The following is a 25,441-nucleotide window of genomic DNA, read 5'->3' on the forward strand; positions in this document are numbered from 1 at the left end:
AACCAAAAGACTCCAGAGAAAGGGACACCAATGAAAAAGACTTTTCTATCCGGCATATCGGCGCTGGCGCTCGGCCTCGCCATCTCGTTCGGCGCGCAGGCCGCCGACATCAAGCAGGGTGGCTCGATGACCGTCACCTATAAGGATGACGTCTCGACGCTCGATCCTGCCATCGGCTATGACTGGCAGAACTGGTCGATGATCAAATCGCTGTTCGACGGCCTGATGGACTACGAGCCGGGCACCACCAATCTGCGCAAGGAAATTGCGGAAGATTACACAATCTCCGACGACGGCAAGACCTTCACCTTCAAGTTGCGCAAGGGCGTGAAGTTCCACAACGGTCGCGAACTGAACGCCGATGACGTCAAATATTCCATCGAACGCGTCGTTAATCCAAAGACCCAGAGCCCCGGCGCTGGCTTCTTCGGCTCCATCGTTGGCTTTGAAGATGCATCCGCAGGCAAGGCCGAGGCGCTTTCCGGCATCACCGTGGTTGACCCCTACACCATCAAGTTCGAACTGAGCCGTCCGGACGCGACCTTCCTGCATGTGCTGGCGCTGAATTTCGCCCATATCGTGCCCAAGGAAGAAGTCGAGAAATACGGCGCAGATTTCGGCAAGCATCCGGTCGGTTCCGGCGCTTTCAAGATGACCGAATGGACGCTCGGCCAGCGCATCGTCTTCGAGCGTTTCAAGGACTATTACAATCCGTCGCTGCCGAAGCTTGACCAGATCACCTTCGAGGTCGGTCAGGAGCCGGTCGTTGCCCTTCTGCGTTTGCAGAACGGCGAAGTCGACATTCCGGGTGACGGCATTCCGCCTGCGAAATTCATCGAAGTCACCAAGGATCCGAAGTTCAAGGAACTGATCATTCAGGGCGGCCAGTTGCACACCGGCTACGTGACCATGAACGTCAAGATCAAGCCTTTCGACAATGTGAAGGTGCGTCAGGCCGTCAACATGGCCATCAACAAGGACCGTATCGTCCGCATCATCAACGGTCGCGCTGTTCCGGCCAATCAGCCGCTGCCGCCGTCGATGCCGGGCTATGCCAAGGACTATAAGGGCTATCCTTACGATCCTGAAAAGGCAAAGGCGCTGCTGGCCGAAGCCGGTGTGGCTGATGGTTTCGAAACCGAGCTGTTCGTCGCCAATACCGATCCGCAGCCGCGCATTGCACAGGCCATCCAGCAGGATCTGGCCGCTATCGGCATCAAGGCCTCGATCAAATCGCTGGCGCAGGCCAATGTCATCGCAGCAGGCGGCGAGCCTGACGGCGCGCCGATGGTCTGGTCCGGCGGCATGGGCTGGATTGCCGACTTCCCTGATCCGTCCAATTTCTACGGCCCGATCCTGGGTTGCAGCGGCGCGGTACAGGGCGGCTGGAACTGGTCGTGGTACTGCAATGCAGAGCTGGACAAGAAGGCGCAGGAAGCTGACGCCATCGTTGACCCGGCTCGCAGGCAAGAGCGCGAAGCCATGTGGCGCGATATCTATCTGAAGATCATGGACGATGCGCCATGGGCGCCGATCTTCAACGAGGAGCGCTTCTCGGTTCGCTCCGAACGTCTGGGCGGTCCCGACGCGATCTTCGTCGATCCTGTCCACATCCCGGTCAATTACGACGAGGTTTATGCAAAAGATGTGCAATAATTGCCATTACACCATTCACGGTCGGCATCATCATTTCGGCTGGGACAACTCGTTCCAGCCGGCGGAAACGGTCGCGCCCGGCTCGACCCTGAAATTCGAATGCCTGGATAGCGGCGCAGGCCACTATCATCGCGGCAGCACGGTCGCCGATGTGTCGACGATGGACTTTTCCAAGGTCAATCCGGTTACCGGCCCCATCTTCGTCGATGGAGCCAAGCCGGGCGATGTCCTGAAAATCACCATTCACCAGTTTGAGCCTTCAGGCTTCGGCTGGACGGCAAATATTCCGGGCTTCGGTCTTCTCGCCGACGACTTCAAGGAACCGGCGCTGGCATTGTGGAACTACAATCCCACAACACTGGAGCCAGCACTTTTCGGAGAACATGCCCGTGTTCCGCTGAAGCCATTCGCCGGAACCATCGGCGTCGCACCGGCGGAAAAGGGCCTGCATTCGGTTGTGCCGCCGCGTCGTGTCGGCGGCAATCTCGACATTCGCGATCTTGCAGCCGGAACCACGCTCTATCTGCCGATCGAAGTCGAAGGCGCTTTATTCTCCATTGGTGACACCCATGCGGCACAGGGCGACGGCGAAGTTTGCGGCACAGCCATCGAAAGCGCGATGAATGTCGCTCTGACGCTGGATCTCATCAAGGATACGCCACTGAAGATGCCCCGGTTCACCACGCCGGGGCCAGTGACGCGGCATCTCGATACCAAGGGTTACGAAGTCACCACCGGTATCGGGTCCGATCTGTGGGAAGGCGCGAAAGCCGCCCTCTCCAACATGATCGACCTTCTTTGCCAGACGCAGAACCTCAACCCGGTGGATGCCTATATGCTCTGCTCGGCTTGTGGTGATCTGCGCATCAGCGAAATCGTCGATCAGCCGAACTGGGTCGTATCGTTCTACTTCCCGCGTTCCGTTTTCGAATAAGGCATAAGGGGGCGGTCTTGGCCGCCCTCTTCCATCACTCAGCGAGCACAAATATGAACACGCCTTCTCCGCTTCTGCAGGTAAGAGATCTGGTGACGCAGGTTGCGACGCCCGATGGTGCACGCACTGTCGTCGACCGACTTTCCTTCGATCTGCAATCCGGGGAAACCTTGTGTATTGCAGGCGAAAGCGGTTCAGGCAAATCCATGACCGTGCTCTCGCTGATGCAGCTTTTGCCCAAATCATTGGCACGCGTCACCGGCGGCACCGCCATGATGAACGGGCGCGACATTCTCAAGCTCAACGAAAACCAGATGCGCAGTGTGCGCGGGCGTCATATCGGGATGATCTTTCAGGAACCCATGACCTCGCTGAACCCGGTTCTGACCGTTGGGCGACAATTGGCGGAAGCTGTCGCCAATGAAGCTGGCCCGAATGGCGGCCTGTCCGGCGCGGCGCTGAAACAGCGCTGCAAAGACCTGCTCGATCAGGTTCAGATTTCCGATTCCAGCCGCCGCCTGTTGCAATATCCCTACGAACTCTCCGGCGGCATGCGCCAGCGCGTCATGATCGCCATGGCGCTTGCCCAAAAGCCCGAAATCCTCATCGCCGACGAGCCGACGACCGCGCTCGACGTGACGGTTCAGTCGCAGATACTTGCGCTCATTCGCAAGCTCCAGGCCGAGAACGGCATCTCGGTCATCCTCATCACCCATGACATGGGCGTCGTCGCCGAAATGGCAGACCATGTTCTCGTGATGAACAAGGGCAGGCAAGTCGAGCAAGGCCCACTGCGCGATGTCTTCCACCACCCTCGTGACGAATATACGCAGCGATTGCTTGCCGCTGTACCACGGCTCGGTGAAATGACTGGCACCGATAAGCCGAAGCGCGCGCCAGCGGAACCGAAGGCTGAGCCAGCGCCCGAACCTTCTCGTCCCATCCTCGAAGTTAAAAATCTTGTTGTCCGCTTCGATATAAAGGGCGGCATATTGCAGCGCCCTGTTCGGCGCGTTCATGCTGTGGAGGGCGTATCCTTTACTGTCAATCGCGGTGAGACACTGTCACTGGTTGGCGAATCCGGCTGCGGCAAGTCCACCACCGGCAAAGCTCTGCTCAATCTGGTTCCATGGAGCGGCGATATCCGCATTGACGGCAAGAGCACAAAGGATCTGAGCCGCACAGCGATGCGACCGGTGTTGCGTGACATTCAGATGATCTTTCAGGACCCCTATGCTTCGCTCGATCCGCGCATGCGGGTTGGCGACCTTGTGGGCGAACCACTGACGATCCATGGTCTGGCATCAGGCAGTGAACTGAAAGACCGTGTCGAATATCTCTTCCGTCGCGTCGGCATGTCTGCCGACCAGATGAAGCGCTATCCGCACGAATTCTCCGGCGGCCAGCGGCAGCGCATCTGCATTGCGCGTGCTTTGTCATTGTCACCGAAGCTGATTGTAGCGGACGAAAGCGTTGCAGCTTTGGACGTGTCGATACAGGCGCAGGTTCTGGATCTTTTGCAGGACATCCAGAACGAGACCGGCGTGTCCTATCTGTTCATCAGCCATGACATGGCGGTTGTTGAGCAGATCAGCCACCGTGTGGCGGTTATGTATGCGGGCCGTTTTGTTGAGACTGGAACGCGTGCGCAGGTGTTTGAGAACCCGCAGCATGCCTACACGCGTCGTTTGATGTCAGCGGTTCCCGTAGCTGATCCGGACCGCGAGCGTCGGTTGTTTGTGGCCAATGAGGGCGAGCTTCCAAGCCCGGTGAAGTCGCTAGATTATGTAGCGCCGCATCTCGAACATGTGGCGCTTGGCGACGGACATTCTGTCTGGCATGAGGCTGGTGTCTAGGCTCAGGACTTAGCTAACAGGGCAGTTTCCCATGACGTATGCCAATTTTCCCAACGTCTGGCCCAATATGCGACGGTGACGAATAATCTGTCGCTCCCTGATCAAAAGAGGGCAGCAACGCCTCGCTGGAGGCCGCGGCGGTCAGATCTCTTATTGCGTTGTCGAGATCTATGATGAGGATTACTTGTTAGTCGACGCCAATCCCGGTATGCCGACCAATGAAATACGCCGCCATTTGCGAGATTGGCTGATCGCCTTATGGCATTATCGATTGATTCGTAGCAACTAAGGGCGAACCGGGATTTTCCAGGACATCATGTCCCAAAATTCGAGCACATATCCGATATCATTCCAAATTTAATTGAATGATGCCCCAGGAACTTTAGGGAGTTTTGAGGAAGAATGCTCGCGCCGTCGCGCTAGGGGGTTGCCGTAGCTTACAGCAATAGAGTTGCTAGGCAAAAAAAACAACCGCCAATCTATTCGTTCAAAATTTACAAGCAATTTCAAGGAGATAAGTGGTGGGCGATGAGAGACTCGAACTCCCGACATCTTCGGTGTAAACGAGCGGCTTTCGTTGTAAGTTATTGTTTTGTATTGGCTTTTTTCTCTGTTGGTGCCCGTTGATTCCCGCTATTTCCCGTTCATTCGGTGGCAGATGGTGGCGGTATTAGCCTCATCTGCCTTTGTCATTCATCTATCCGAAATCCCAAAAATGAATGACAAATCACCGCTCGTATATCACGGGGGCCAGCGTCACGCCATCTGGACAATCCCCATCTTCAGATGGTCGAAATTCGGTGCCGCCGCAACCGAGACAGCGATACATATCGAGACTGGCACGCGTATGGCGAAGTTGCTCATCCGCAGGTAAGCTGTCGATCCACGCGTTAGATTCAGCAACTTGTTGCTCAGCTTCTGATCGGGTTTTTGCGCGGCTAACACGCCCACATCTGACACACGTGACGTCGAGAGGATGGGCTTCGGTCGGATTTCCAGTGAAAACTGAAAGGTGTGGTTTTCTCATAGAATCGCTTCCCATTTACCTGACCGAGCCGCCCGTTTGATTTTCTCACGAAGCATACCGAGTTCTTCATCGGAGGCTTTCTCGACAACAGGAATTAGCTCCAGCGGGCCGTCTGAGATGTCAATGATATCGATGATAGACTTGCGTCTTTCAGCCGCTAAATCGACATCCGATGACACGTCCACGGGTGCTACAGGAACTACGACTTTATTCGGATTCCTTGACTGAATTCGACCTGCTTTGCCTGAGGTAAAGCTGGCATCAATGGCCACCTGGTGATCTGGGTGATGATGCCCGTAGTGCTTTTTCAGCGTTCTCTCGTCGATGGAAAGGAAGCCAGCGATATCACTTGTGTTTTCGCCTGACATCATCAGCCAAGTCGCGGCGGTGTGCTTCGTAGAATGTCGATTCAGACCCTTGCGTTCGAGTTCATTGGGTATGACGTCTTTCAGCATGCGGAAGAATGCCGAGGCCGTACCAACTGGCTTACCATTCCATTCCACCAGATATCGAGCACCATTACGATGCCACCGGCGCATATGAGCTAGCAATCGCTGTGGAATACGGATCGGATCTGCGCGCTTGTTATCTGGCACCAGCTCGCCTTCCCAAGCGCGGTAAAAGATACCTCGTTCGAGGTCGATCCAAGGCCTGCCATCTTCTTTCACAAAACTGGCTTGCTCGATGCGCTCCGTGCGTGTGCCTGTATAGCAAGCAGTGATGAAAAATCGGGCGATATGGCGTTTAGGTCTGGCTTTCGTGAAGATAGTCTGACCGCGATGTTCAGCTTTTGCACGCTTTCCAGTGAATGAATATGTGCCCTTTTCGCGGTAAGCCGCCCAGATAATCTTGGCTGCCTGTTCTCGTGTATAAAAGCGATATCGTGCCTTCTGAGGAGCAGGAAGCTTAAAATTGATACGGGTGTCGGCCATCAGCTCGTCAGCAATAGCCAGCTCTACGGCTGCTCGCAGGTCTTCAAGATACCGTCTAGCTGTCGATTGCGCGTGCTTTTCAGCAAATTCCACGCACGAGCGCTTATTAATGTCGGAAACAAATTTGTCGCCCCAGAACGCGAGCAGCGCTTCCATGCGCTTCACGAAATCGCGTTTCTGCTTGGGCTTGGCTTCAAATCTTGGGCCAATATCAGCGATATAATGATTAATCACATCAGCCACCGGTACTTCATGCGCCTGTAGCTTTTGCGGAACACCCTTCAGGATTTCGTGCGCGTGCTTTTTCGTGAGGTAGTCGTTGAGCTGCTTTTCAGCGCCGACAAGGTCATCTCTGCCGCATCCAGTGCCAATTTTGAGGTCGCCGTCTTTGATGATGTAGACGGCGTTGTGCGTGAGTTTTCCATTCTTGTCGTACCGCTCGCGGCGGAGGAAGAGATGCGCGGATTTTCTTGGTCGAGACAACTAGCTAGCCACTCCTTCACGGCTCTACGGGTTACGTACAAGTTCTTTTCATTTGGTCGTAAAACGGCCAAATGGCCGTCTGCGATGGCTTTCCGAAGCGTCTTTATAGACAAAGATTCAGACTGTGTCCGGAACTCTGGATTGACAGAAAAATAACCCTGAAGCTCTGGCAGACAGATAGCTTGTTCAAGCTTCAAAGGAGCGCCATCGTGGATATCGGCAGGAGATCTCCCTTGCAGATAATCATCGAGTTCATCAAGTACCGCAAACGCCTGATCTTCTTGGACTTTCTGTGCTTCGAGCGTGCGAATGCCGTCTTTTAGAAGATCGAGGATGTCGACTTCCTCTTTTTCAGATTCATTGGTCATCAGTCGCCAATCATCCCATATTCGTACATATAGCTATATTTTTTACATACTTTCTTATTTAGCCGACCCTCATACAGATTTATCTGCGCAAGTTGAGGCCAGTGGCGAACGTAAACACCATCCTTGCCAATTCGGCCAGAATACTGCTGTTCGACTGCTGTCGAAGTGTCTTCTTTCTTTGCGATAATTTTCGTCGAACATAGTATTTTATTTGCATTCATCCTGTCAGCTACTACATGTCTGATTTCTAGTGCATTCTTTTTGTCTTTGACTTCGATCCAGCATTGCGTTTTTTCGCTATTTGAACACGTTCCGCTGCTTGCATAGTGTCCTGACAAATCACCAGCCTGCGCGGTTGTACTCAGTGACAACAATGCAACCGTCAATATTGCAACATTCTTCATTCTCAAGCCCCTTCTATTGCCCGTTATTCTTATCTTGCAGATGCCCAAAAATGTCATCTGCAAGAATCTGCGTCATAGTGCGCGGATCGTCCGCGAGGCTGTTGTTCATATACCAGCTGTCAGTACGTCCGCACGTAGGACACTTTTCTGGCTTCCAGCCACAACCCTCTGTTTCACACTCGACGCAAAGCCATCGCCAATTTTGATCAAGCGCACTCATAGTAAACCTCTTGAAATTCAAATAATTCTTCCGGTTTCTGCATGCTTTTGAGCAGTCGAAGTCGAACTTTTGGCTTCAGAAGCTGGGAGATTTCATCACCCGTTAGCCGACCTTTTTCAATAAGTGAGTTCGCAAGTTTCCGCACATCATCGCGACGTCGCTCGATGATGGTTTTGACTTCCGACATGCACTCTTGAAGCAATGTTTCGACCTTTTTCTGAATGTCGGGGCGTGCCTTAAGCGCCGAAATAACTGGCTCGACTTCAGTTTCAGCTAGGAAAATCAATTGGTCTTGCTGACCAGTCGACAGCCACATTCTAGCACACCAAAAAGTTGCTTCTTTCAAGTCAGACCAGCCGCCATCACCTTTGTCGCCGAACACGATTTCTTCAGCCGCGAGACCGCCGAGTAGATGACGAACCATCGTCAAAACTTGGCTTTTTGTCCGAAGATAAATCTCTGATGGTGGTCTGATGATTGCTACGCAACCACCGTTAAATTCACCTGAATCTGACAATACTTCGCGGCAAACTTCCGCGTAATCGATCTCTTTCTCATACTCAATTGCAATTATTGCGTGTCCGGCTTCGTGAACTGCGGATCTTGCAAGCGCTTCAGCAGGCATTTGCGCGCGAGCTGGAAGTGCTGCCATCAGATCCTCGATTTTCAGTTCTCGACGCGCACGTCGAGCTGTCCGTCGAGCATTTCGCACAAGCGCTTCAAGCCAAGCGCCTGCCATGCCCTGACTTCGTGAAACAATAGGTTCTAGATCAACGCCATCGAGATCATTTTTCAGATGATATCGCAGGATGCCAGTACGCGCTTCGGCGTCTGGAAGCGGGATTTCAATGGCTTTGTCTAGACGACCTGGACGTCGAAGTGCAGCATCAACCTTGTCGACATTGTTTGTAGCGCCGACGACGACAACACCATTTCTCCCAGCCGCCCCATCTAAGCATTCGAGAAGCCCGTTAATTGCTTTCGTATCGTAGCTCTCATTGCCCGACGCGCCTGAATCTCGATCTCCAGCGCTGTCAAATTCATCGATAAATAAGATGCAAGGCGCTTTTTTTCGGGCTTCGTCAAAGCTTGCACGCATAGCTTTCAATAAATCTCCGAGGTGGCCTTTTGACTGCCATTGAGCATACGAAGCGACGACAAGTTCGACGCCGCATGTGCGTGCAAGAGCGGCCGCAAACGTGGTTTTTCCGGTGCCAGGAGCGCCATGTAATAGAATACCTCTGTCGACTTCTGACCATGAAATTTCTCCAGCTTTCCAATCTGAAAGGTCGATTGCAAGGTCGCGACCCCAATCGCCCGCAGCGCCTAAACCAAACAGGTCATCGAGCGTTGGGCCATCGTTTTTAGGACGATAATCACCCTTGGTTCTCGCGATTTTACCCTTATTCTTGTCGTCGGCTTGCAAGTATGCGCGCGCCATCAAAATGCTCTGACCAGTGCTCCGACCTTTAACAAAAATCGACAACAGCTGAAAAATCGGCATTTGCATAAGCTCGATGCCGAGCTGTGCAGGCAAGAAAAAAGTCGGGTCGACGTACTTCTTTACAGCGCGTTCAAGAGCCGCTGTCGAAAGTCTGAGATAGATGTTTGCATCGATAAAGCCGTGGATTTCTTCATAAATCTTGTGTTCTAGCGTCGAAAAAATGAAGGTACGCTTATTGTCGAACAGTCTCGACAAGAGATCTGTGATAGTCTTGTTGCTGTCACTAGCATACACTTCATAGTTAATTGTTGCCGAGTTTTCAGGTCTATTCCCGTGAAATCGCTGAGAGAGATGTCCTTCTAAAATTTCTTCGAGCGCAATAGCGAAGAGATCGAGTTCATCATTATTATTACAGCGCAGAACAAACGTACAAGCTTGTCCGACGTTGAAAAAACTTTTACGAGCTTCTGCTGAATGCGAGCGAACACATTCGACAAAACATTCGTAAATTAGGCCGTCTTTGAAATTATCAATGACTGGATCAAAAAAGTTGCTCGGTTTCTTCTTTTCATAATCCGCGTCACCGCCGTTCATCCATTCAAGTTCATCGAGGCCTTGGATGTCATGATGTTGGTCTTTCGCGTCCAATTCACGTGCTACTTCTGCTCCGTAGCGCGGCTTATCATTATTATTGTTGCTCATGTTCATCTCCTTGTTTGAGCGCTCGACCTGAAAAAATCAGGGAGCTGGCATGCGCATGCGTAGTCCGTGGAATTGTTTCGACGGCCGAACTCAGGCCGTGACGTAGGTCTTCAAACCGGGAAGACTGGCTTTCAAATGCTGGAAAGTACGGGGTGTAAAAGCGACATCAGGAAGGTCGCATCCGACATCACGAGACATACCTGCGGCGTCGAGTTTGCCATGGCTGTGTCCGTAGAAATGCACAGAACCACGATTGCTCGATGGCCACACTCGATGAGCATAGTGAGACAAGAAAACTCGTTCTCCGCCGTCTGTCGTCGTGAGCGCGTGAACAGGTTCCTGATCCCATTCTAGGTCTTTTAGATGCTGAAGGGCATTGCCATCGCGATCAACATCGTGATTACCCAAAACAAGGATCTTGCGGCCATTTAGACGTCGAAAAATGGCCTTTGCGTGCGCAGAGCCGCCGAAGCTGAAGTCGCCCAAATGATAGACAATATCGTTTGACCGGACGACGCTATTCCAAGCGTCAACGAGGAAGTCGTCCATATCTCGAATGTTGTTGAAAGGCCGATTGCAGAGTCCGATGATTGCTTCGTGTCCGAAGTGGGTATCAGCCATATAAAACTTTTGAACGTAACTCATGTTAGGTTCCTTTCGAATACGTTTATGCAATGAAAACAGGAGGTTAGCCTGTGGTCGTTCATGCAGATATACGTATTGAGAGAAGGAACCTCATTTGCTTACGCCTCGGACTGTGACACCAATGCCTGCATTGCGCAGACAACGATGTCGTGATGTTGGTCGCGTATACTAGGATCTCATTCCTATTTCAAGATCAATAATTCATTGTGCTTGAATCGTTGTCGCTTTCAGTTTCGATAAAGACGTTTTTATTTCCCTCATAGTTAAGGACACGCTGGCAGCTATCTATTACTCCCTGAGGATTTCCGCGCATCAGACACACGCCGAAGGACTTCCACCACGTCGGAAAATGGGGATTTTCAGATACGACGGACATCACATTTTTTATCAAACCGCCGATGGATTCATCCGCACGAGCAATGTGTGACCAGGAATCTAGCTTTTCAACATAGTATTTTCGAACCCACTCTCTATCTGATGAAGGAAAAATACGGTTCAAAGCTTCGTAAAACTGCTTGGCTTGATCCTTAAAGCCTTCGGTACACATAAAACGCAGGTGTTCGTGTACTGTATTGATATCGACTGGATTTATACCGGGGTCTTTTTCACCGATGCGTGGCTTTGAAGGTGGTGTTGGCTTCGACACTGATATGCAATCGAAATCGTGTTTTAAAAGCCAGCCAGAATAGTCTTCTCCATGCAATTCCTTGAAATGTTTATTAATTTCTGTAATCAGTCGAATGTCGGCAGGAATTTTGATATTAGTCGGACAATTAAATGGAAATTGCTTGTTCTTGCTCGCGAAGACGATTTCATACAAATCGCCTGACGCAACATGCATATCATTAAAATCCTTTATGATCTGGCGAATATCATTTTTTTGTAAATCACACCAGTCGTGCAAAACTGCGCAATTGTATTCAAGAACAAGCGCTTTTTCGACGATGTATTTTGGCTGCTCTAAAGCTTCTTTTTGAGAGTCAGCCGATTTATAAGTCGTCATTCTGTAAAGCAATCTTCCGTCGAGTGCGCTCTTCTCTACTGTCGAACCATCTTCATCAATATATGTGATACGTGGTTCTGAAAATTCATTGGTCATCGTATATACTCCACCTCTTTTAAAGTCTCATGCAATACACGTTCGTTATCAAGTCTTTGGGTAATCTCATCAATATCTCTCTCAGACATCGGAAGAACACCGAATGTTGATTCAACTACGGAACCCCAGTTCCACCATCGAATCGTCAACTTTATACGATGTGTGTGATCATGTTCATCATAATAATAATTCTGCAGGATTGGAAAAACCTGATCTTTGACTTCTTCTTCATTAAGCTCGTCATCCGCCGTCCAAATAATTTCTTTTACGCCGTCGAGCTTTGAAACAGTTGCTTTTTCTTCTTCATCGGCGATTAGCTCACTCAAAAATTGTGCAGCGGTGTCATCTATGCCGAAATCGTCTTCCTGATCTTCAATTACGGTTTCGATTACATCATCAACAGGGGCTTCGATTACTGACTTTTTGAAAACCTGTGGTTCATCATCGGATATCAAATCGTTGAGCAACTCGGCATCCGTGTCGCTTATGTCGATGTCTCCCGTTGTTTCGATAAATGAAACCTGTTCAGCTGGCTTGCTGAATGCTGGTCGTGAGAAGCCGCTTGTAGTGAATGGAACTGCCGTTTTCTGGGCGTTACGTTCACTTTCAGATTCATCCGCTGCTGGCTCTTTAGATGTATGAGAAGACACCTGGACGTGTTTTGATGCTTCGATGCGGGATTTACGTGCATCTTCGGCGTCTTCATGAGCGACCGTTAACAACGGCGAGTTGTGTTCAAGAATGTCTGGATTTGCGACTTCTTCGGCGCAAAACTTAAACGCTGCTTCATCAGCTCCGAGTTTTTCAATAGCATTGAGCAAGCGCTGGCCTCGATATTCTCTTCTCGTATATCCTGGCGACACAGAAGCCTCATCCAATGCTTCCAGAAGCGCTACCTGCCAAGCCTTGAAATAGACATCGTGCTGGCGCTTCTGGATACGCCAGAATTCGTTTTGGACTTTGACCCAGATGTTTGAATTCACTCGAAATTCTGGCTTATCGACGCCGCCGATGCCGCGTTTGTTATGTTCACCAGGTTCAAAAGTCGCACGCGTCATGTGATGACTTGGTGCACGCAAATTCAAATGGAAATCGACGCGTTCAAGCGGACGGCCACGGCCTTCTTTTCTGATTTCTTCAATACGCAGGCCGAAGCGGCGAACCGTTGCCAGTTCTTTGTCCAAATCAGCAAGCACACGCTGCCGAAATTTGCCGAAGCTCATTGCGCCGTCTTTATCAGCTGGAAATCCAGTCCATTGAAACAGGTCTTCAAGGCTGGCCGAGACGGTTACTCGGTTATCGCCGTTAGGTGTCCACTTCTCACGAGCAGCGGCAGCGGCGAGTACTCTGTATAAGCGCACAGAATATTTGGATTTCATCTGTGAGATTGGTGCAAGTTCGAGATACGCATAAGCTGGCATCTCACGCATGAGTATGCGGATCGGCTCTGGAAGGCTGTAGCGGATGATGTCTTCTTTTTCCGTGCTTTCGAGCCAGCTAAACAAAAGAGGCACGTTTTCAAAGCGTCGTGTCTTCTTTGTGCCGTAACTGACGGTTGTCGACATCAAACGTCTCATAGAGATTTTCAGAGCGTCACGACGAGCGTGATCTCCGATGAATTTAAGAGCCGTTGATACTGGTAGAGATGTGAATTCAGAAGACATGCCTTTATCGGCTTCATAAGCTGCCGATATCAGCAGTTCATGAAGTGCGGCGTCGTCGGCGGTTAGTATGTCTGCAGAAGTTATTTCTACGGCATCCAGCATTTCGAGCGGACGTGGGCTTTCGGGTGCTATCTTTGTCAGTGATCTCGTAGAGACTGCTTCTAATATATTGCCGCGTGTAGCTGGCTGAATTGATTTCGTAGTCATTTTATTGTTCTCAGGGCTTATGTATTAAGTATGATTTCGTCGGCGCAAATAAGTCAATATGTTTAAATGACATGATTTGAAAACGTGTCATCTAGACGATTTTGTTTAAATGACATACTTGAGAATCGTGTCATATAGACATGGGTTTTGTTTAGATGACGTGATTTTGAATTGTGTCATTTAAACATATTTTGCGTTTACCTGTGTTTAAATGACACATTTTTGAAGTATGTCATTTAGTCGTGTCGTTGTTTAGATGACGAGGTTGGGAATCATGTCATTTAAACATTTTTGGCGTCTATATGACGTGTTTTTCAGTCGTGTCATTTAAACGCAATCCGGGATTCTTGTCATAAAAACAATGTTGACGAGAGTAGGCCGTCCAATGGTTTTGGGTCGAAAGTGTCAACACTGATTTTGACGATTCTAAATAGAGAGTTTCGAGGTCGATTTTTTCAGTTTTTGAATCTTAACCGTGCATGCTCCGCATGGGGTGCTTCGCACGGGTCTGGTAGAGCCTTTTTCTTCGTCCGTAGATAGTGTGATTGAGCGGAGCATGCTCCCGCCGAGATCGGCCGTTTGACGTCTTACGGGTTCACTCCCGTTTCACAGTTTCATCGGCGGATTATCGTCCGTTAGTTTCTTGCAAGCGGTCACGCGACACTCATCTCGTAGAGACAGAAGGAGATTGTGATGCCGAGACCAGAGAACACGAGTGCTGCGGGTATTGCTAAGGCGATGCGTCAAGCGAAGTATCGTTCTAAGCTACAACAGCTTGGAGAGCCTGAGGCCGACCGCGTCGACACGGCTATTGCTCAAGCGTGCGTTGGGCTTTTAGCTCACGTAGATGCCGAGCGCATAGAACCCCTTAAACCTGCGCTGCATGCGCTTATAAAGGGTGTTCTTGATCTTTTAGAGAGTGATGGGTTTGAACGTGGTGCTGCGGGCAAAGTTTTACGCAGAAGAATGTCGTCGCTTGCTCGTCCAGAAATCTCGCAGTTTGTCGAAAAAGGTCAGTTTCATAAGCGTCTCAAAAATTACAAATAATAAGTAGTCCCCCCATTACTCCGCATTTAAACAACAAGATTCTAGTGATGCTCAACGAGACGTACGGAATAGAAATATAGATAGATTCTTGCAGAGTTAATGCGGACGCTGTTCTTCAAATAAGGAGAATAGAAATGGAAAAATCGGCACATCCTGCACATATAGCAGCGCGGTTGAATAATCTTGAACAAAAGTTTGATGAAGTTCAAAGCGCGGATTTCCTTGAAGCTTTAAATTTTTTGTATAATCGCGCGTTACTCGGATCAGAGAAAAACTCTGGTTCGGGATTGAGCGATAAATTTTGGAAAAATCCGAGTCTCTTTGATGATTTTTCTCTTTCAATGGCCGTTTTTGGTTTAGGATTAGAAAATTTTCAGATTTACGAAGCGCAGAAAACGCTGAACTTTTACAATAGAGTATTTGGCAGCGCTGTTAATTTTGAAAATGCTGGTAGTGTACTTCCTTTATCTCACGCTCTTTTTCTAAATGTTGGAAAATCCTTCACTTATGAATGGAACGATAAATCATTAACGGAAACGATATTTGGAAGTGACGTTAATATTTCATACTTGCATGAGACCGGTAGTCTTTTTGATAAATTGATCGGCAATGGTAGTGAGTATTTACGAAATGAAGTAAGTCTTTTTGATTTTGTGTTTGGAGAAGGAGCAGAATATTTGAACGGTGAAGCAAGTTTTTTTTATAAAGTTTTCGGAACTAGATTTACAATTGATGAAAAAATGGATGAAATTAGCGGTGATGACAATCCACAAAGCTTTTTAGATGCTGTAAGACAATTCCGAAGGGATTTCGACTACTTTGAAATGCTCTTTGAGATATACAAAGAAAATGTCGAACAGCGATTAGTCAGCCTTTCACAGAGAGTATCGAATTTAGAGAGTAAAATATAATCCAAAATAATTAATTTTATCTCTTGCAACTTACATTTCACGCGAGCACTATTAAATACACAGCAGATGTTTCCTTTCCGTCTGCTGTACATTGGTAGTAGTAGTTGAAGCACCGCCCACAAAGAGTTTCAGGGTTTCTCTTTGTGGGCATTATTTTAAGTCGAGACATTTAAATGAGGCTAGATTTTCAATTCGACGAACGCGCATTGCAAAAATCCCTGAACCAGATTCAAAAAGACGTCTTCCCGAAAGCCGCTGCTGGATTCCTGAATTCTTTGGCGTTCGAAGCCCAAAAGGTGCTTAAGTCGCACGTGAAAGAAGCATTTGATGGCAGCGTGCCATTCACCGAACGCGGCTTCAAAGTCGAAAAAGCGAAGCCACAGGCGAACCTTTCAAACATGTTTTCTGAGGTACGTATCCAGCCTGCGCAAGCAGCCTATCTGAAATTCCAAATTGACGGCGGCGTTCGGAAAACCGGAGATGCAGGTTCTGGGCCATTCGACCTCTTTGTTTTCGGTGCCAAGAAAAATCGAGCAGGCAACATCCGTTGGGGCTATCCTAAGCAGCTCTCTAAACAATACCGCGAAGAGAAATCAAAGCGAGCATCCCTACGCGCACAGAGAGAATCCGCACGTGCGCAAGGTCAAGACACTTCACCATATGCATACTTCAGAGCTGTACGAAATCGGCCTGGAATTTTCTTCGGCGAAGTCGGCGGCGTGAAGGGCTATTGGCAAAGACCGAAGCGTTCAAAAGCGGCACGCAAACGCATTCCAGGTGTGATTTCCGTGCGTCCGACTGAGCAATTGAAGCCGCTGCTATCCGTCGCTGATCAGGCTCGCTACAAGCCGAGATATCAATACCAAGCGCAGATCGCTAAAGCTTTGCGTGTGAAAGCGACACAGCAGTCTTTCGCACACGAGCTGAATCGCGAGATGTCTAAAATACGTAGATAATTCAACGGATTAATTATTTTTCAGAAAAATCGCAGATAGGTATTGCCGCCGATAAAAATTTCGGTCACGCTATTTTGGTAAGCAGCATACTGAAAGGAAATATTATGACTGTAAACGCTGAATATTTTGACGATATCGTAGCGACGTTCGGCCAGTTTTACCGTGAAAACGGCGACAACTGGGGTGCTTTCTCGAATCTTTTTAAAGAAGCAAAATTCGATGACGAAGCTATCAGCAATTTGGTGAAAAAAGGCCGTGACGAAGGCAACCCAAACTTGATTGGTCTCGCAAGCATCATCACGAAGCTTTCAAAAGCTCAGAAATCGCAACTCGAAGCGAAGGCTCTCGAATACGTAAAAGCGACAGTGAAAGCGTAAGTAGAACATCACATTGAAAACCAAAGCCTCCTTTCGGGGGCTTTTTTTATGGATTTGCCGCCGGCAACATCACGACCAATAATTGATATCAAACCAATTTTTAGGAGCAAAAATATGATCCCTTCAGTATCCGAACAGCCAAAAGTCGACCTCACGCTTTGGCATATTCTGAAGATCGCAGGCAGTTATCATATCGTCGGCGAACCGCTGAATTCGGCAGACGGAAGGCCACGTATTACGTCACCAGTTGCCGAATTTGACGCGACCGCAGGCTGGGCAAGGACATCGTCAGGTCGCGAGTATCGGCTATTCGAAGGTGCTACGGTGCCGTTTGAGCAATTAAAATCGGGCTTTCTGCGCGGATATTGTGCGCGGTATTGGCTTGATCTTGATGATGTCGAAGTCGTGGATGTTCAGGAAGTCGAGTTGGCGTTGACTCCGGCTGTAAACAAGATGGGGGCATGAAATGTTTACGTTGATTCATCAATCTAAAAACGGCTGCGTCGTCAATCCATTTGAAATCGAGGGCATGACTGTCGCAGACTGGAAGGAATGGGTTGGGTTTGCAGAGACAATACTCATTGCAGACGGTAAACTTGGTTTATCATTAGAGACATACGAAGAATTCAATGAGAAACCTGAAGTCTAAGCTAGACCGCCGACAAAACCTGACATCTCATAGAGGCGTACCATCGCCAGACGCATGTGTCCGTTGCATCCACGTGCTTTGCATCTGGCCTTCTTCTATATCTCATCGAGATACAGTTGATGACGTTCCTGAGGGATTTCGCATTTCGGCACCACTCGCACACGACCGCACTTTTTGCACGTCATTTCCAATTTCTGATGGTCGCCCAGGTCAGAGACTTTGATGCTTTCCTTCCAACTGGGCATCACCAAAAATCCTCCGCAGATGGAATGCGCGTATAGGAAATCTTTCCACCCGCATGGCCTCCAGCAGGTGGCTTCCAGTCTCCTAGAGACACCACGGTGCCGCTGTATCGTGTATTCAGAGCGTCGACGGCGTTATTCGCCCGCTCCCATTTCTGCCGAACGACGTCGTCATTGTTCAGCATATCTAGCTGGCGCTCGGTCGCCGAGCTGAGGTCGTAAAGGGTCACTCCAACCCGAAAAATGGTTAGGCCTCGTGGATATGTGCGCAGCACTTCACCCCACAGCTCAGTCAACGCCGACAAAATGGCGTGGTCGTCTTGCACAACGGGAAGATGCCGTTTTCCGAGCCACGAGCCATCTCGTATAGATAACCAGAGCCACAGACCTCCAGCATAATAGCCTTCGCGCCTGAGCCGTCGAGCGGCCTTCACGAGCAGTAATCGGCTGATGTCGCGGGCACCAGCAACCGTGCGCATGTCTGGCGGCAAAACGCGGCCGTGGCCGAACATACCCCTTTGTTGCTCCGGTGCTTGGATGTCGTATCCGTGGAGAGCGTACCATAGACGTTCGCCATTTACCGAGTTCCAGAGCTTACGCATGTGTTTCGGCTGAAGTCGATAAAGCTGTTCAGTCGAGAAAACACCAACACGGTATAGCCGTTTGGCCATGCTAGACCCGATGCCTGGAATATCTTCCAGCTCGACCTTCAGGAGCGGCTCCGGCATCTCTATAGGCCACCAAATCGCCAACCCATCCCCGTATCGTCCCTGCGATTTCTTGCCTGCCTTGCATGCCATTTTCGCCAATTGGCGGTTTGCCGCATAGCCGATAGAACAGGTGATGTAAGAGCCAATATTTTCCGAAAGCGCACGTTTGATGCGTTGTGTCAGAAGCTCGGGATCGCGACGTCCATTTTCATCAAGTTTGCACGTCAGCTCGTCGATGCTCTTTGCTGTATCGATGGGGATGACACTTTCGATCTCACACAGGAGCGCATTGTGCGCACGGCGATAAAGATCTGGTTTTTGCGGCACCAGCACGATGTCCGGGCAGAGTTTCCGAGCCTCGGCGACATCCATAACATTCTTCACGCCATAAATCTTAGCTTCGCGAGAACACGCAATAACGCAAGTCCTGTCGGTGCCTTCGAACGGAACGACACCGACAGGCCGTCCCCTCAGGCGACGGTCTGCTTGCTGTTCGACGCTTGCGAAAAAGCCATCGAAATCCAAATATAAACGTTCAATAGTCTCGGGACGGCGCACGTCGTCGTTCTCCCAACACAGGAGTTAAAGGAACAGATTGTCAGAAGGTCGCCGCCGCCAAGCGGCCTACATGTTCTCTATCTGTTCTCTTTTCGCGCAGCCGTCAAGTAGGAATGATTTCCTCCCCGCTATTCACATTAATTCACAGCTATCCCCAGCCCATATCCTTCTCGTATCCAGCCGCGTCCATAGGCTGGAAAGCGGCTCTTTGTTTTAAAAGAGACGCATAGCAAATAGGAAATCTTTCCGGAGCCCCAAAAATTCCATGTAATCTCATTTGCGGCCGACAGTTTTATACTGCAAGATATGTGTAAACAAATATGAGAAATAAATATGGACTTTTCAGCTTACGAACAACCTTACATCGATTTAAAGCTATGGTATTTCATTAAGATTGATGGATATTATCATATCATCGGAGAGCCAATTAACGTTTACAATTTTCCGGACGCTACTATACAAGAAGATAACAAAGTAGACTATAAGCCTAGAATTTCGTCCTACATTTTGGATTTCTGCACTGATAAAGGGGTAGCTATTACAAAAACTGGAAGAGTGTATCGATTGTTTGAGTGTAAACTTGATGAGAAACCAACATTTGATAAGGTAAAAGAATTATTGTTAAATGATTACTGTAAAAAGTTTAATATTGATATGTCGGATGTTTCACTTGTCGGGAAATTTGAAATACCGACAATTTTGTATCGAGTTTGTAAGACTTAACTTTGTTAACAACATCATTTGAGGTCTCATCAAAAAAACATCGATGGGACCCTGAGATTCCTCAACGCAATGCGGGTAATTGGCGACCGCACCCCATCTCTCTTTCCAAAAATATTTTTTAGCATTCATCATCACCACCCCATCGCCATTTCAAATCTCACCTAGAATCTTGCAGGCGCGTGAAGTCCAATATTTCCAAGGAGTTTTGGAAAACTTGGAGCAGAAATGGCGAGAAAAAAAGTAGCTGACGCGGTGCTGAAATCCGCCGATGAGAATTCTGAAAGCGTCAGCACGGATGACAATTTTAGAAATATTTCAGCATCGAGCCGTGACGCCGTCAAAGACAGACTCGTATCTCTCAAAGAGCTTTCAACATTATTGCATCGCGACCGAAATACAGTTTCGGGCTGGCTCAGTCACGGGCTTCCATACGTCGAAAAAGCCGACCGCGATCTCGGAAAAGCGTGGTCTTTCGATACAGCTGAGGTTGTCAGATGGCTAGAAAAGCGCGCAGCAGATTCAGCAGTTGAGAAACTTGGTGTTCTTGGTAGCGACGGCAAAACTTCAGAAGAAGAAGCAAAGCGTAGGCGCGCAGTGGCCGCTGCCATAATCACGGAGCTAGAAGCGGCCGAAGCCGTCAAAACAGTGGTGCGTGTTTCGCATGTCGTAGACCGAATTTCATCAGATTACTCAGAAATACGAAGCCGCCTCATGTCTCTTCCAGACGCAATTTCGGGGCGCGTAGAGACAAAAGTCGCACAGAAAGTCCGAGAAATCGCCGACGAGCAGGTTCGGTCTACACTCAAGGCTCTCCGTGTAGATCGGGATTATCAGCAAGCTGAAGGATAATCGGCATGTTGGATGAAGCCTTATTTGATCAGCTAGATTTGTCGGAAGGTGCCATCATTTTTGATGATGCGCTCGACGGCTTGCGCAATGACGTCTTGCAAGTGCCGCCGTTCAAAGATCCCGTTGAGTGGATTTACGACAGCATAGAGCTGCCAAAACAAGCCACTTTTCGACCAGGTAACATGCGCCTGAATGGCTTTCAACGCCCCGTTGCGCTCGATGCCCTAGACCCAGAAGTTGATCAGATAACTGTACTCAAGGGCGTTCAGGTGGGTTGGTCAAGCTTCCTGAAGGCAATGCTGTTCTATGGCATAAGCTACCTTGCGCTGAAAGCCATCTTGACCCAGCCCACAGATGACGACGCAAAAGGGTATTACAAAGATCAAATCGAACCCCATTTTTCGGATGTCCTATCCGGTATCCGACGCACACCTGGACGTGGCGAGGTGCAGGATACTTGGGATGAGCATCGCTTCAACAATGGCGCACAATTATATTTTAGAGGCGCTGCGAGTGACGATGCCTTCCGCCGCATCAGCGCCCAATGGCAAATGGCCGACGAAGTGGACGCTGAAGCATGGCAATCGAAGGGCGAGAAATCTCAGGCCGATAAGCTTGCCCTTTACCGCGACCGTGGTACCGCCTTCATCGATTCAAAACTTTGGGTCGGTTCGACACCGCTATCGAGAGAAACATCGCTAGTCTGGCGCGAATGGCTCTTATCTGATCAACGACGTCTGCATGTTGCTTGCCCGCACTGCGGAGCCAGTCAATATCTGAAGTGGGGCACAGCGAAGACTGACTACGGCTTCCGCTGGAAAACGAACGGGCATGGCCATGTCGTTGAATCGTGGTACCAGTGCGAGGCTGAAGGCTGTCGCATCGATGAGCATCACAAAGAAGACATGGTGGAAGGAGGTGAATTCGTTCCGACCGCCATTCCTAACCGTCCTGGACATAGAGGATATCATTGGCCAGCATGGCATTCGTCGGCTCCGAAGGCACGGTGGACGATTCTTGCACAGCAATGGCTAGATGCTCAAGGCGACACCGAGCTTTTAAAGCGCTTCATAAACAACGTTTTAGCCGAGCCTTGGGACGACCTCGGTGGTGAAGCAATCGACACCGACAGCCTCAAATCTCTGCGCATTCCATATCGGGCCGAAGTTCCAGACGACGTGGTCGCTCTGACCCTTGGCAGTGATACCCAGACAAATAAAGAAGGGCTGAAGGGCGGCGACCACGACCAGATCGCATCGCGAGAGGTGTCTGTTGTAGGGTGGAATAAGAAGCGCATGCCTCGTCTAATCCTGCACAAAGTGATCGTCGGGGAGCCTGGCGATGCGGATGCCGACGCCGAACTGGACGAGATTATCAACCGTCGTTTCAGAAAAGCAGACGGCACCGAGATAAAGATTTCTGCATCCGCCATCGACCTCGGCGGATCTTATGGCGACCAGGTCAAGGCCTTTGCGAAATCGCGGTCTGCAAAACGTGTCTGGGCAATCAAGGGCAATAATATCGCAAAGGGGAAGCGCTCGTCGTCCGTTTGGCCGAGAAAAGTTTCCCGCTCTACGCGAAATGGTAGCTCTTGGTACATGATCGACACCCAGCTCGCTAAGGATGCAATTGGTCGAATGCTCGCGATCCGTGGCCCCGGCGCGGCGACATTTCCTTCCAGCTTTCCAGATACATATTTCGACGGCCTGACTGCCGAAAAATTGCATATCGACAAGAATGGGTTGCGACATTGGCAACGCAAAAAGTCGAGTCAGACTGGCGAAGAATGGGACTGCCTTGTCTACGCCTACGCCGCGCTCTGCGGCCTCCAAGCATCTGTAAAAGAATATCGCGACTTGAATCTTGCAGCGCGTCGCCTCGGAATTGAGGATACGTTACCTCCACACGATCCGGAAACCGGAGAGATTTTGGATGACGTGCCTGCGGACTTATCCACAAGCTCTAAATTATTGAGAACAAAGGATAATCAGAAGGAGAACGAACCGCCTCGGCATGGTGCCGAAATGAAACAGGAAGAGGTGCCAGTGGTGGCTCCAAAGCCTGTTCTAAAGCGGAAAAAGCAAGGTGGACGAGTTGTCAGCTCGACCGCCAGACGTTGGTAATTTTGGATATATTTTGGAGATTTTGGAAAATGAGATTGTTTAAATTATGGACGCGACAGCAATGCACGGATGCGATCCTCGCACTTGAAGAAGGTTTGGCATCTGGCGCGCAGTCGATTTCTTATCCCGCAGGCGGCTCCCTTTCTTACACAAATTTTGAAAATGCTGAGAAGCTTCTCGCACACTTATATGCGCGACTAGATGATCTCGACGGCAAGCGTCGGAAGCCAGCAGTCAAACTGATCCCCTTCGTCGTAAAAAGGGGGTACTAAGACATGTCTCAGCAAGCACAAACACGCACTTCCGCACCGAAATCCAGACGCATCAGCACACATGCTCGGTCTGTAAGGTCATCCATTTTTTCCAATATTTTTAATTCCGCTAAACACTTCTTCGAAGCCGCTTCAAATTCGAAAACCATAGAACAGTCGGTCGACGTCGGCCCGAATGGTTACAACTCCGAGATTGAAAAAGTCAGACGTCGAAGCCGTTGGATGTATGCCAATGATTCATTTTATAGGCAGGCCTGCAGACAGGTCGCAAACAACTGCGTACACTACGGTATAAAGCCCATCGTAAAAGACGAGGCGCTCTTGAAGCTTTGGAATCGATGGCAGAAAGAAGCCGACGTACGCGGCCGAATGGACTTTTACGGACTTCAGTATATCTCAGGTTTTGTCATACCTCGTGACGGCGAAGCCCTGTTACGCTTTAGAGAACGCCGTCCAGGCGACATGCGCAGCGGCATCAATTTTCAGCTCCAGATGCTGGAAGCCGACCATCTGCCACTCGACTACACACAGCAGGCCCCGAACGGAAACTGGATTGTTTCTGGTGTCGAGCGCGACGGCATCGAGCGGCCATCAGGCTATTGGCTCTACGACCACCATCCCAAAGATTGGCAGGGCACGGGTCAGCAGTCGCTCATTCCGAAACGAGTGCCTGCCGAAGATGTCCTTCACATCTATATGCCCGAGCGGCTCTCGGATTCACGTGGGTATCCATGGGGGGCATCGGCGCTCAACATCACCGAGCGCATCCGAACTAGCGATGAAGCCCAGGTCGAGAAGCAGCTCACGCAAGCGGGATTTGCTGGCGCATTCAAGAAGCCCCGCCTGTCAACCGATGAACCCTCTGAGAAATTTGAGGCTGAAACTGACGAGAGTGGCAACGACTTCGTAGCTGTCGAACGCGGGTCATTTGCCGTGGTGCCCGAGGATTGGGATGTCGAATTCGCGCCCCAAACACAGTCAGACGCAAACTATGGCGTCTTCAGACGTGAACATTTGAGTGGCCTTGCGGTAGCTATGGGATTGGCCGTCGAACATATTACCATGAATTTTGAAAAGCTAAATGACCGCACCTACAGAGCTGTCATGCTTGAATGCCAGCGTTTTATTGAATCCATTCAATACCATCTGTTAGTCAACCAATTCTGCAAACCTGTCTGGTGCAGATTTGTTGACAGGGTCATTTTAGATGACCTCTGGAAACTTCCGGAAGGTATGGAAGTTGAAGATCTTTATGAGATCGAATGGATGCCTCCTGCACGCGGCCACATAAATCCAGTTCAAGAAATCGAAGCATTTGTTAAAGCTGTCGAAAATGGCTTCACCAGTCGTAAGAGAGTGGCGGCAAGCTTCGGTGAAGATGCCGAGGATATCGATGCAGAAAATGCCGAAGACATGAGGCGTGCTCGCGATGTGGATATCGCTTATCCACTGTATCCAGCTGTCGTGAAAGACGATCTGACCTCATCCGTCGAACAATACGGCGTTGCCGTTCGTGCTGGCGCGATCACTCCGCAGAGCGAAGATGAAGCCGCATTCCGTGAAGCGTTCGGCTTGCCTGGAATGTCCACTGCTGTTGATGAATTCTGGAAATCGACGGGCGGTATTAAACAGCCTATTACTCTGGCGTCGGAAACTGCCGCGACGTCTTCGGACGACATGCCGACGCAAGTTCAATGATCTGCCGAAAAACTAATTCGGCTGCCGAAAAACTCATAATTCGGCAGCCGTAATGTCGAGCAATTAATAATTTATATCGTCTCAACAACCAGATAATCAGCATCAAAAAGAACTACTTCAGCTTCCTGACGATCATTGAATGCCATGGCGATATCTCTCTTATATACCGTAGCTTTCAACACATATGGAGTTCCAACCGTATGACCTCGTATACCGTTGCTTGCGAATTTTTTAGCTACGTCAAGATCAGTAGTCCAAGCAAGACCTGATACTCTATCTCGTCCTACATACTCATCATTCTGACCCCGATAAATTACAATAGGTTCATCATCTGGCAACGCCTTCAATGCTTGTTTGCATTCTTTTGAAAGACACTTTTCGAAGTACGGCATATCACTCATCATCGTCTGAATAGCATAGTGATCAATGCAATCGAATGACGACCAAAATGTCGACAAGTCCATCCAGAAATTTTTTGGAATGAAGTTTTCAGACTCATTGTAATATTCTATAAATCTAGAGCATCTATTTTCGCTATCGCAATTGTATAGATTTAGTTTGTCGGCCATTTTTTAATTCTCTGTATTGATTATTAATACAATTATTATTATCGGCGATTAAATAAACAATAGGTTTTTAGAAAATTTAAAAATATCGAAGTAGAATCTTGCAGAAGCGGCATTCA

Annotated in this window: 23 protein-coding genes; 14 read left to right on the forward strand and 9 right to left on the reverse strand. The window is 49.4% G+C overall.

The features are described 5' to 3' along the window. The first annotated feature begins 30 nt into the window (after positions 1-30). From MKS82_RS04995 to MKS82_RS05005, 3 genes are read left to right on the forward strand one after another with little or no spacing between them, the layout of a single operon-like run. Entirely contained in the window at positions 31-1,656 is a 1,626-nt protein-coding gene (locus tag MKS82_RS04995; protein ID WP_240578404.1) for an ABC transporter substrate-binding protein, read from the forward strand. Further along, entirely contained in the window at positions 1,646-2,590 is a 945-nt protein-coding gene (locus MKS82_RS05000) for an acetamidase/formamidase family protein (RefSeq protein ID WP_112592762.1), read from the forward strand. Before MKS82_RS04995 ends, MKS82_RS05000 begins: the two co-directional genes overlap by 11 nt. Before the next feature lie 53 nt (positions 2,591-2,643). Continuing rightward, positions 2,644-4,446, forward strand: coding sequence for an ABC transporter ATP-binding protein (locus tag MKS82_RS05005; RefSeq protein WP_109987579.1), 1,803 nt, complete (start codon positions 2,644-2,646; stop codon positions 4,444-4,446). A 1,023-nt stretch (positions 4,447-5,469) separates the two neighbouring features. Here MKS82_RS05005 and MKS82_RS05010 read toward each other — a convergent pair. From MKS82_RS05010 to MKS82_RS05040, 7 genes are all read right to left on the reverse strand, one after another. After that, complete coding sequence (locus MKS82_RS05010; RefSeq protein ID WP_240578405.1) at positions 5,470-6,648, reverse strand: integrase; 1,179 nt, start codon at positions 6,646-6,648, stop codon at positions 5,470-5,472. Between the two features lie 38 nt (positions 6,649-6,686). Then, complete coding sequence (locus tag MKS82_RS05015) at positions 6,687-7,256, reverse strand: hypothetical protein (protein WP_240578406.1); 570 nt, start codon at positions 7,254-7,256, stop codon at positions 6,687-6,689. Then, positions 7,256-7,660, reverse strand: coding sequence for a hypothetical protein (locus MKS82_RS05020; protein WP_240578407.1), 405 nt, complete (start codon positions 7,658-7,660; stop codon positions 7,256-7,258). The genes MKS82_RS05015 and MKS82_RS05020 overlap by 1 nt, the downstream gene beginning before the upstream one ends. Positions 7,661-7,866: 206 nt before the next feature. After that, the gene (locus MKS82_RS05025; RefSeq protein WP_240578408.1) at positions 7,867-10,026 is read right to left on the reverse strand and encodes an AAA family ATPase; all 2,160 of its coding nucleotides are present in this window, start codon (positions 10,024-10,026) and stop codon (positions 7,867-7,869) included. A 90-nt stretch (positions 10,027-10,116) separates the two neighbouring features. Next, complete coding sequence (locus tag MKS82_RS05030; protein WP_240578409.1) at positions 10,117-10,671, reverse strand: metallophosphoesterase family protein; 555 nt, start codon at positions 10,669-10,671, stop codon at positions 10,117-10,119. Positions 10,672-10,864: 193 nt separating this feature from the next. Continuing rightward, complete coding sequence (locus MKS82_RS05035; RefSeq protein ID WP_240578410.1) at positions 10,865-11,770, reverse strand: hypothetical protein; 906 nt, start codon at positions 11,768-11,770, stop codon at positions 10,865-10,867. Then, complete coding sequence (locus MKS82_RS05040; protein WP_240578411.1) at positions 11,767-13,641, reverse strand: replication initiation protein; 1,875 nt, start codon at positions 13,639-13,641, stop codon at positions 11,767-11,769. Before MKS82_RS05040 ends, MKS82_RS05035 begins: the two co-directional genes overlap by 4 nt. A 693-nt stretch (positions 13,642-14,334) precedes the next feature. On the opposite strand from MKS82_RS05040, the gene MKS82_RS05045 reads away from it, so the two are divergent. The 6 genes from MKS82_RS05045 (at position 14,335) to MKS82_RS05070 (ending at position 17,581) form a co-directional block, all read left to right on the forward strand. Then, complete coding sequence (locus MKS82_RS05045; protein WP_240578412.1) at positions 14,335-14,688, forward strand: hypothetical protein; 354 nt, start codon at positions 14,335-14,337, stop codon at positions 14,686-14,688. A 134-nt stretch (positions 14,689-14,822) separates the two neighbouring features. After that, entirely contained in the window at positions 14,823-15,599 is a 777-nt protein-coding gene (locus MKS82_RS05050; RefSeq protein ID WP_240578413.1) for a hypothetical protein, read from the forward strand. A 173-nt stretch (positions 15,600-15,772) separates the two neighbouring features. Continuing rightward, entirely contained in the window at positions 15,773-16,555 is a 783-nt protein-coding gene (locus tag MKS82_RS05055; RefSeq protein WP_240578414.1) for a hypothetical protein, read from the forward strand. A 104-nt stretch (positions 16,556-16,659) separates the two neighbouring features. Then, positions 16,660-16,932 (forward strand): hypothetical protein, encoded by a 273-nt coding sequence (locus MKS82_RS05060; RefSeq protein WP_240578415.1) that lies wholly within the window; start codon positions 16,660-16,662, stop codon positions 16,930-16,932. A gap of 114 nt (positions 16,933-17,046) precedes the next feature. Beyond that, the gene (locus MKS82_RS05065; protein WP_240578416.1) at positions 17,047-17,397 is read left to right on the forward strand and encodes a hypothetical protein; all 351 of its coding nucleotides are present in this window, start codon (positions 17,047-17,049) and stop codon (positions 17,395-17,397) included. Between the two features lies 1 nt (position 17,398). Then, positions 17,399-17,581: a hypothetical protein gene (locus tag MKS82_RS05070; RefSeq protein ID WP_240578417.1), complete on the forward strand. Its 183-nt coding sequence runs from the start codon at positions 17,399-17,401 to the stop codon at positions 17,579-17,581. Between the two features lie 244 nt (positions 17,582-17,825). Here the strand turns inward: MKS82_RS05070 and MKS82_RS05075 are convergent, their stop codons facing one another. Next, complete coding sequence (locus MKS82_RS05075) at positions 17,826-19,091, reverse strand: Y-family DNA polymerase (protein ID WP_240578418.1); 1,266 nt, start codon at positions 19,089-19,091, stop codon at positions 17,826-17,828. A 333-nt stretch (positions 19,092-19,424) separates the two neighbouring features. On the opposite strand from MKS82_RS05075, the gene MKS82_RS05080 reads away from it, so the two are divergent. The 5 genes from MKS82_RS05080 (at position 19,425) to MKS82_RS05100 (ending at position 24,756) form a co-directional block, all read left to right on the forward strand. Further along, on the forward strand, positions 19,425-19,814 hold the full coding sequence (locus MKS82_RS05080; protein WP_240578419.1) for a hypothetical protein: 390 nt from the start codon (positions 19,425-19,427) through the stop codon (positions 19,812-19,814). Between the two features lie 225 nt (positions 19,815-20,039). Next, on the forward strand, positions 20,040-20,663 hold the full coding sequence (locus MKS82_RS05085) for a terminase small subunit (protein ID WP_240578420.1): 624 nt from the start codon (positions 20,040-20,042) through the stop codon (positions 20,661-20,663). A 5-nt stretch (positions 20,664-20,668) separates the two neighbouring features. Continuing rightward, positions 20,669-22,786, forward strand: a complete 2,118-nt coding sequence (locus MKS82_RS05090; RefSeq protein WP_240578421.1) for a terminase gpA endonuclease subunit — start codon at positions 20,669-20,671, stop codon at positions 22,784-22,786. Between the two features lie 29 nt (positions 22,787-22,815). Then, the gene (locus MKS82_RS05095; protein WP_240578422.1) at positions 22,816-23,058 is read left to right on the forward strand and encodes a hypothetical protein; all 243 of its coding nucleotides are present in this window, start codon (positions 22,816-22,818) and stop codon (positions 23,056-23,058) included. A 3-nt stretch (positions 23,059-23,061) separates the two neighbouring features. Next, on the forward strand, positions 23,062-24,756 hold the full coding sequence (locus MKS82_RS05100) for a phage portal protein (RefSeq protein WP_240578423.1): 1,695 nt from the start codon (positions 23,062-23,064) through the stop codon (positions 24,754-24,756). A 71-nt stretch (positions 24,757-24,827) separates the two neighbouring features. Here the strand turns inward: MKS82_RS05100 and MKS82_RS05105 are convergent, their stop codons facing one another. Further along, positions 24,828-25,325 carry a hypothetical protein gene (locus tag MKS82_RS05105; RefSeq protein ID WP_240578424.1) on the reverse strand — a complete coding sequence of 166 codons (498 nt, stop codon included), beginning with the start codon at positions 25,323-25,325 and terminating at the stop codon, positions 24,828-24,830. Positions 25,326-25,441: the final 116 nt, after the last annotated feature.

The sequence above is a fragment of the Ochrobactrum sp. A-1 genome, assembly GCF_022488005.1.
Classification (GTDB): domain Bacteria; phylum Pseudomonadota; class Alphaproteobacteria; order Rhizobiales; family Rhizobiaceae; genus Brucella.

Bases quoted from the DNA above. Each gene is read 5' to 3' on its own strand.
- MKS82_RS04995 (WP_240578404.1), top strand. From the start codon at position 31: ATGAAAAAGACTTTTCTATCCGGCATATCGGCGCTGGCGCTCGGCCTC.
- MKS82_RS05000 (WP_112592762.1), top strand. From the start codon at position 1,646: ATGTGCAATAATTGCCATTACACCATTCACGGTCGGCATCATCATTTC.
- MKS82_RS05005 (WP_109987579.1), top strand. From the start codon at position 2,644: ATGAACACGCCTTCTCCGCTTCTGCAGGTAAGAGATCTGGTGACGCAG.
- MKS82_RS05015 (WP_240578406.1), bottom strand. From the start codon at position 7,256: ATGACCAATGAATCTGAAAAAGAGGAAGTCGACATCCTCGATCTTCTA.
- MKS82_RS05020 (WP_240578407.1), bottom strand. From the start codon at position 7,660: ATGAAGAATGTTGCAATATTGACGGTTGCATTGTTGTCACTGAGTACA.
- MKS82_RS05025 (WP_240578408.1), bottom strand. From the start codon at position 10,026: ATGAGCAACAATAATAATGATAAGCCGCGCTACGGAGCAGAAGTAGCA.
- MKS82_RS05030 (WP_240578409.1), bottom strand. From the start codon at position 10,671: ATGAGTTACGTTCAAAAGTTTTATATGGCTGATACCCACTTCGGACAC.
- MKS82_RS05035 (WP_240578410.1), bottom strand. From the start codon at position 11,770: ATGACCAATGAATTTTCAGAACCACGTATCACATATATTGATGAAGAT.
- MKS82_RS05040 (WP_240578411.1), bottom strand. From the start codon at position 13,641: ATGACTACGAAATCAATTCAGCCAGCTACACGCGGCAATATATTAGAA.
- MKS82_RS05045 (WP_240578412.1), top strand. From the start codon at position 14,335: ATGCCGAGACCAGAGAACACGAGTGCTGCGGGTATTGCTAAGGCGATG.
- MKS82_RS05050 (WP_240578413.1), top strand. From the start codon at position 14,823: ATGGAAAAATCGGCACATCCTGCACATATAGCAGCGCGGTTGAATAAT.
- MKS82_RS05055 (WP_240578414.1), top strand. From the start codon at position 15,773: ATGAGGCTAGATTTTCAATTCGACGAACGCGCATTGCAAAAATCCCTG.
- MKS82_RS05060 (WP_240578415.1), top strand. From the start codon at position 16,660: ATGACTGTAAACGCTGAATATTTTGACGATATCGTAGCGACGTTCGGC.
- MKS82_RS05065 (WP_240578416.1), top strand. From the start codon at position 17,047: ATGATCCCTTCAGTATCCGAACAGCCAAAAGTCGACCTCACGCTTTGG.
- MKS82_RS05070 (WP_240578417.1), top strand. From the start codon at position 17,399: ATGTTTACGTTGATTCATCAATCTAAAAACGGCTGCGTCGTCAATCCA.
- MKS82_RS05080 (WP_240578419.1), top strand. From the start codon at position 19,425: ATGGACTTTTCAGCTTACGAACAACCTTACATCGATTTAAAGCTATGG.
- MKS82_RS05085 (WP_240578420.1), top strand. From the start codon at position 20,040: ATGGCGAGAAAAAAAGTAGCTGACGCGGTGCTGAAATCCGCCGATGAG.
- MKS82_RS05090 (WP_240578421.1), top strand. From the start codon at position 20,669: ATGTTGGATGAAGCCTTATTTGATCAGCTAGATTTGTCGGAAGGTGCC.
- MKS82_RS05095 (WP_240578422.1), top strand. From the start codon at position 22,816: ATGAGATTGTTTAAATTATGGACGCGACAGCAATGCACGGATGCGATC.
- MKS82_RS05100 (WP_240578423.1), top strand. From the start codon at position 23,062: ATGTCTCAGCAAGCACAAACACGCACTTCCGCACCGAAATCCAGACGC.
- MKS82_RS05105 (WP_240578424.1), bottom strand. From the start codon at position 25,325: ATGGCCGACAAACTAAATCTATACAATTGCGATAGCGAAAATAGATGC.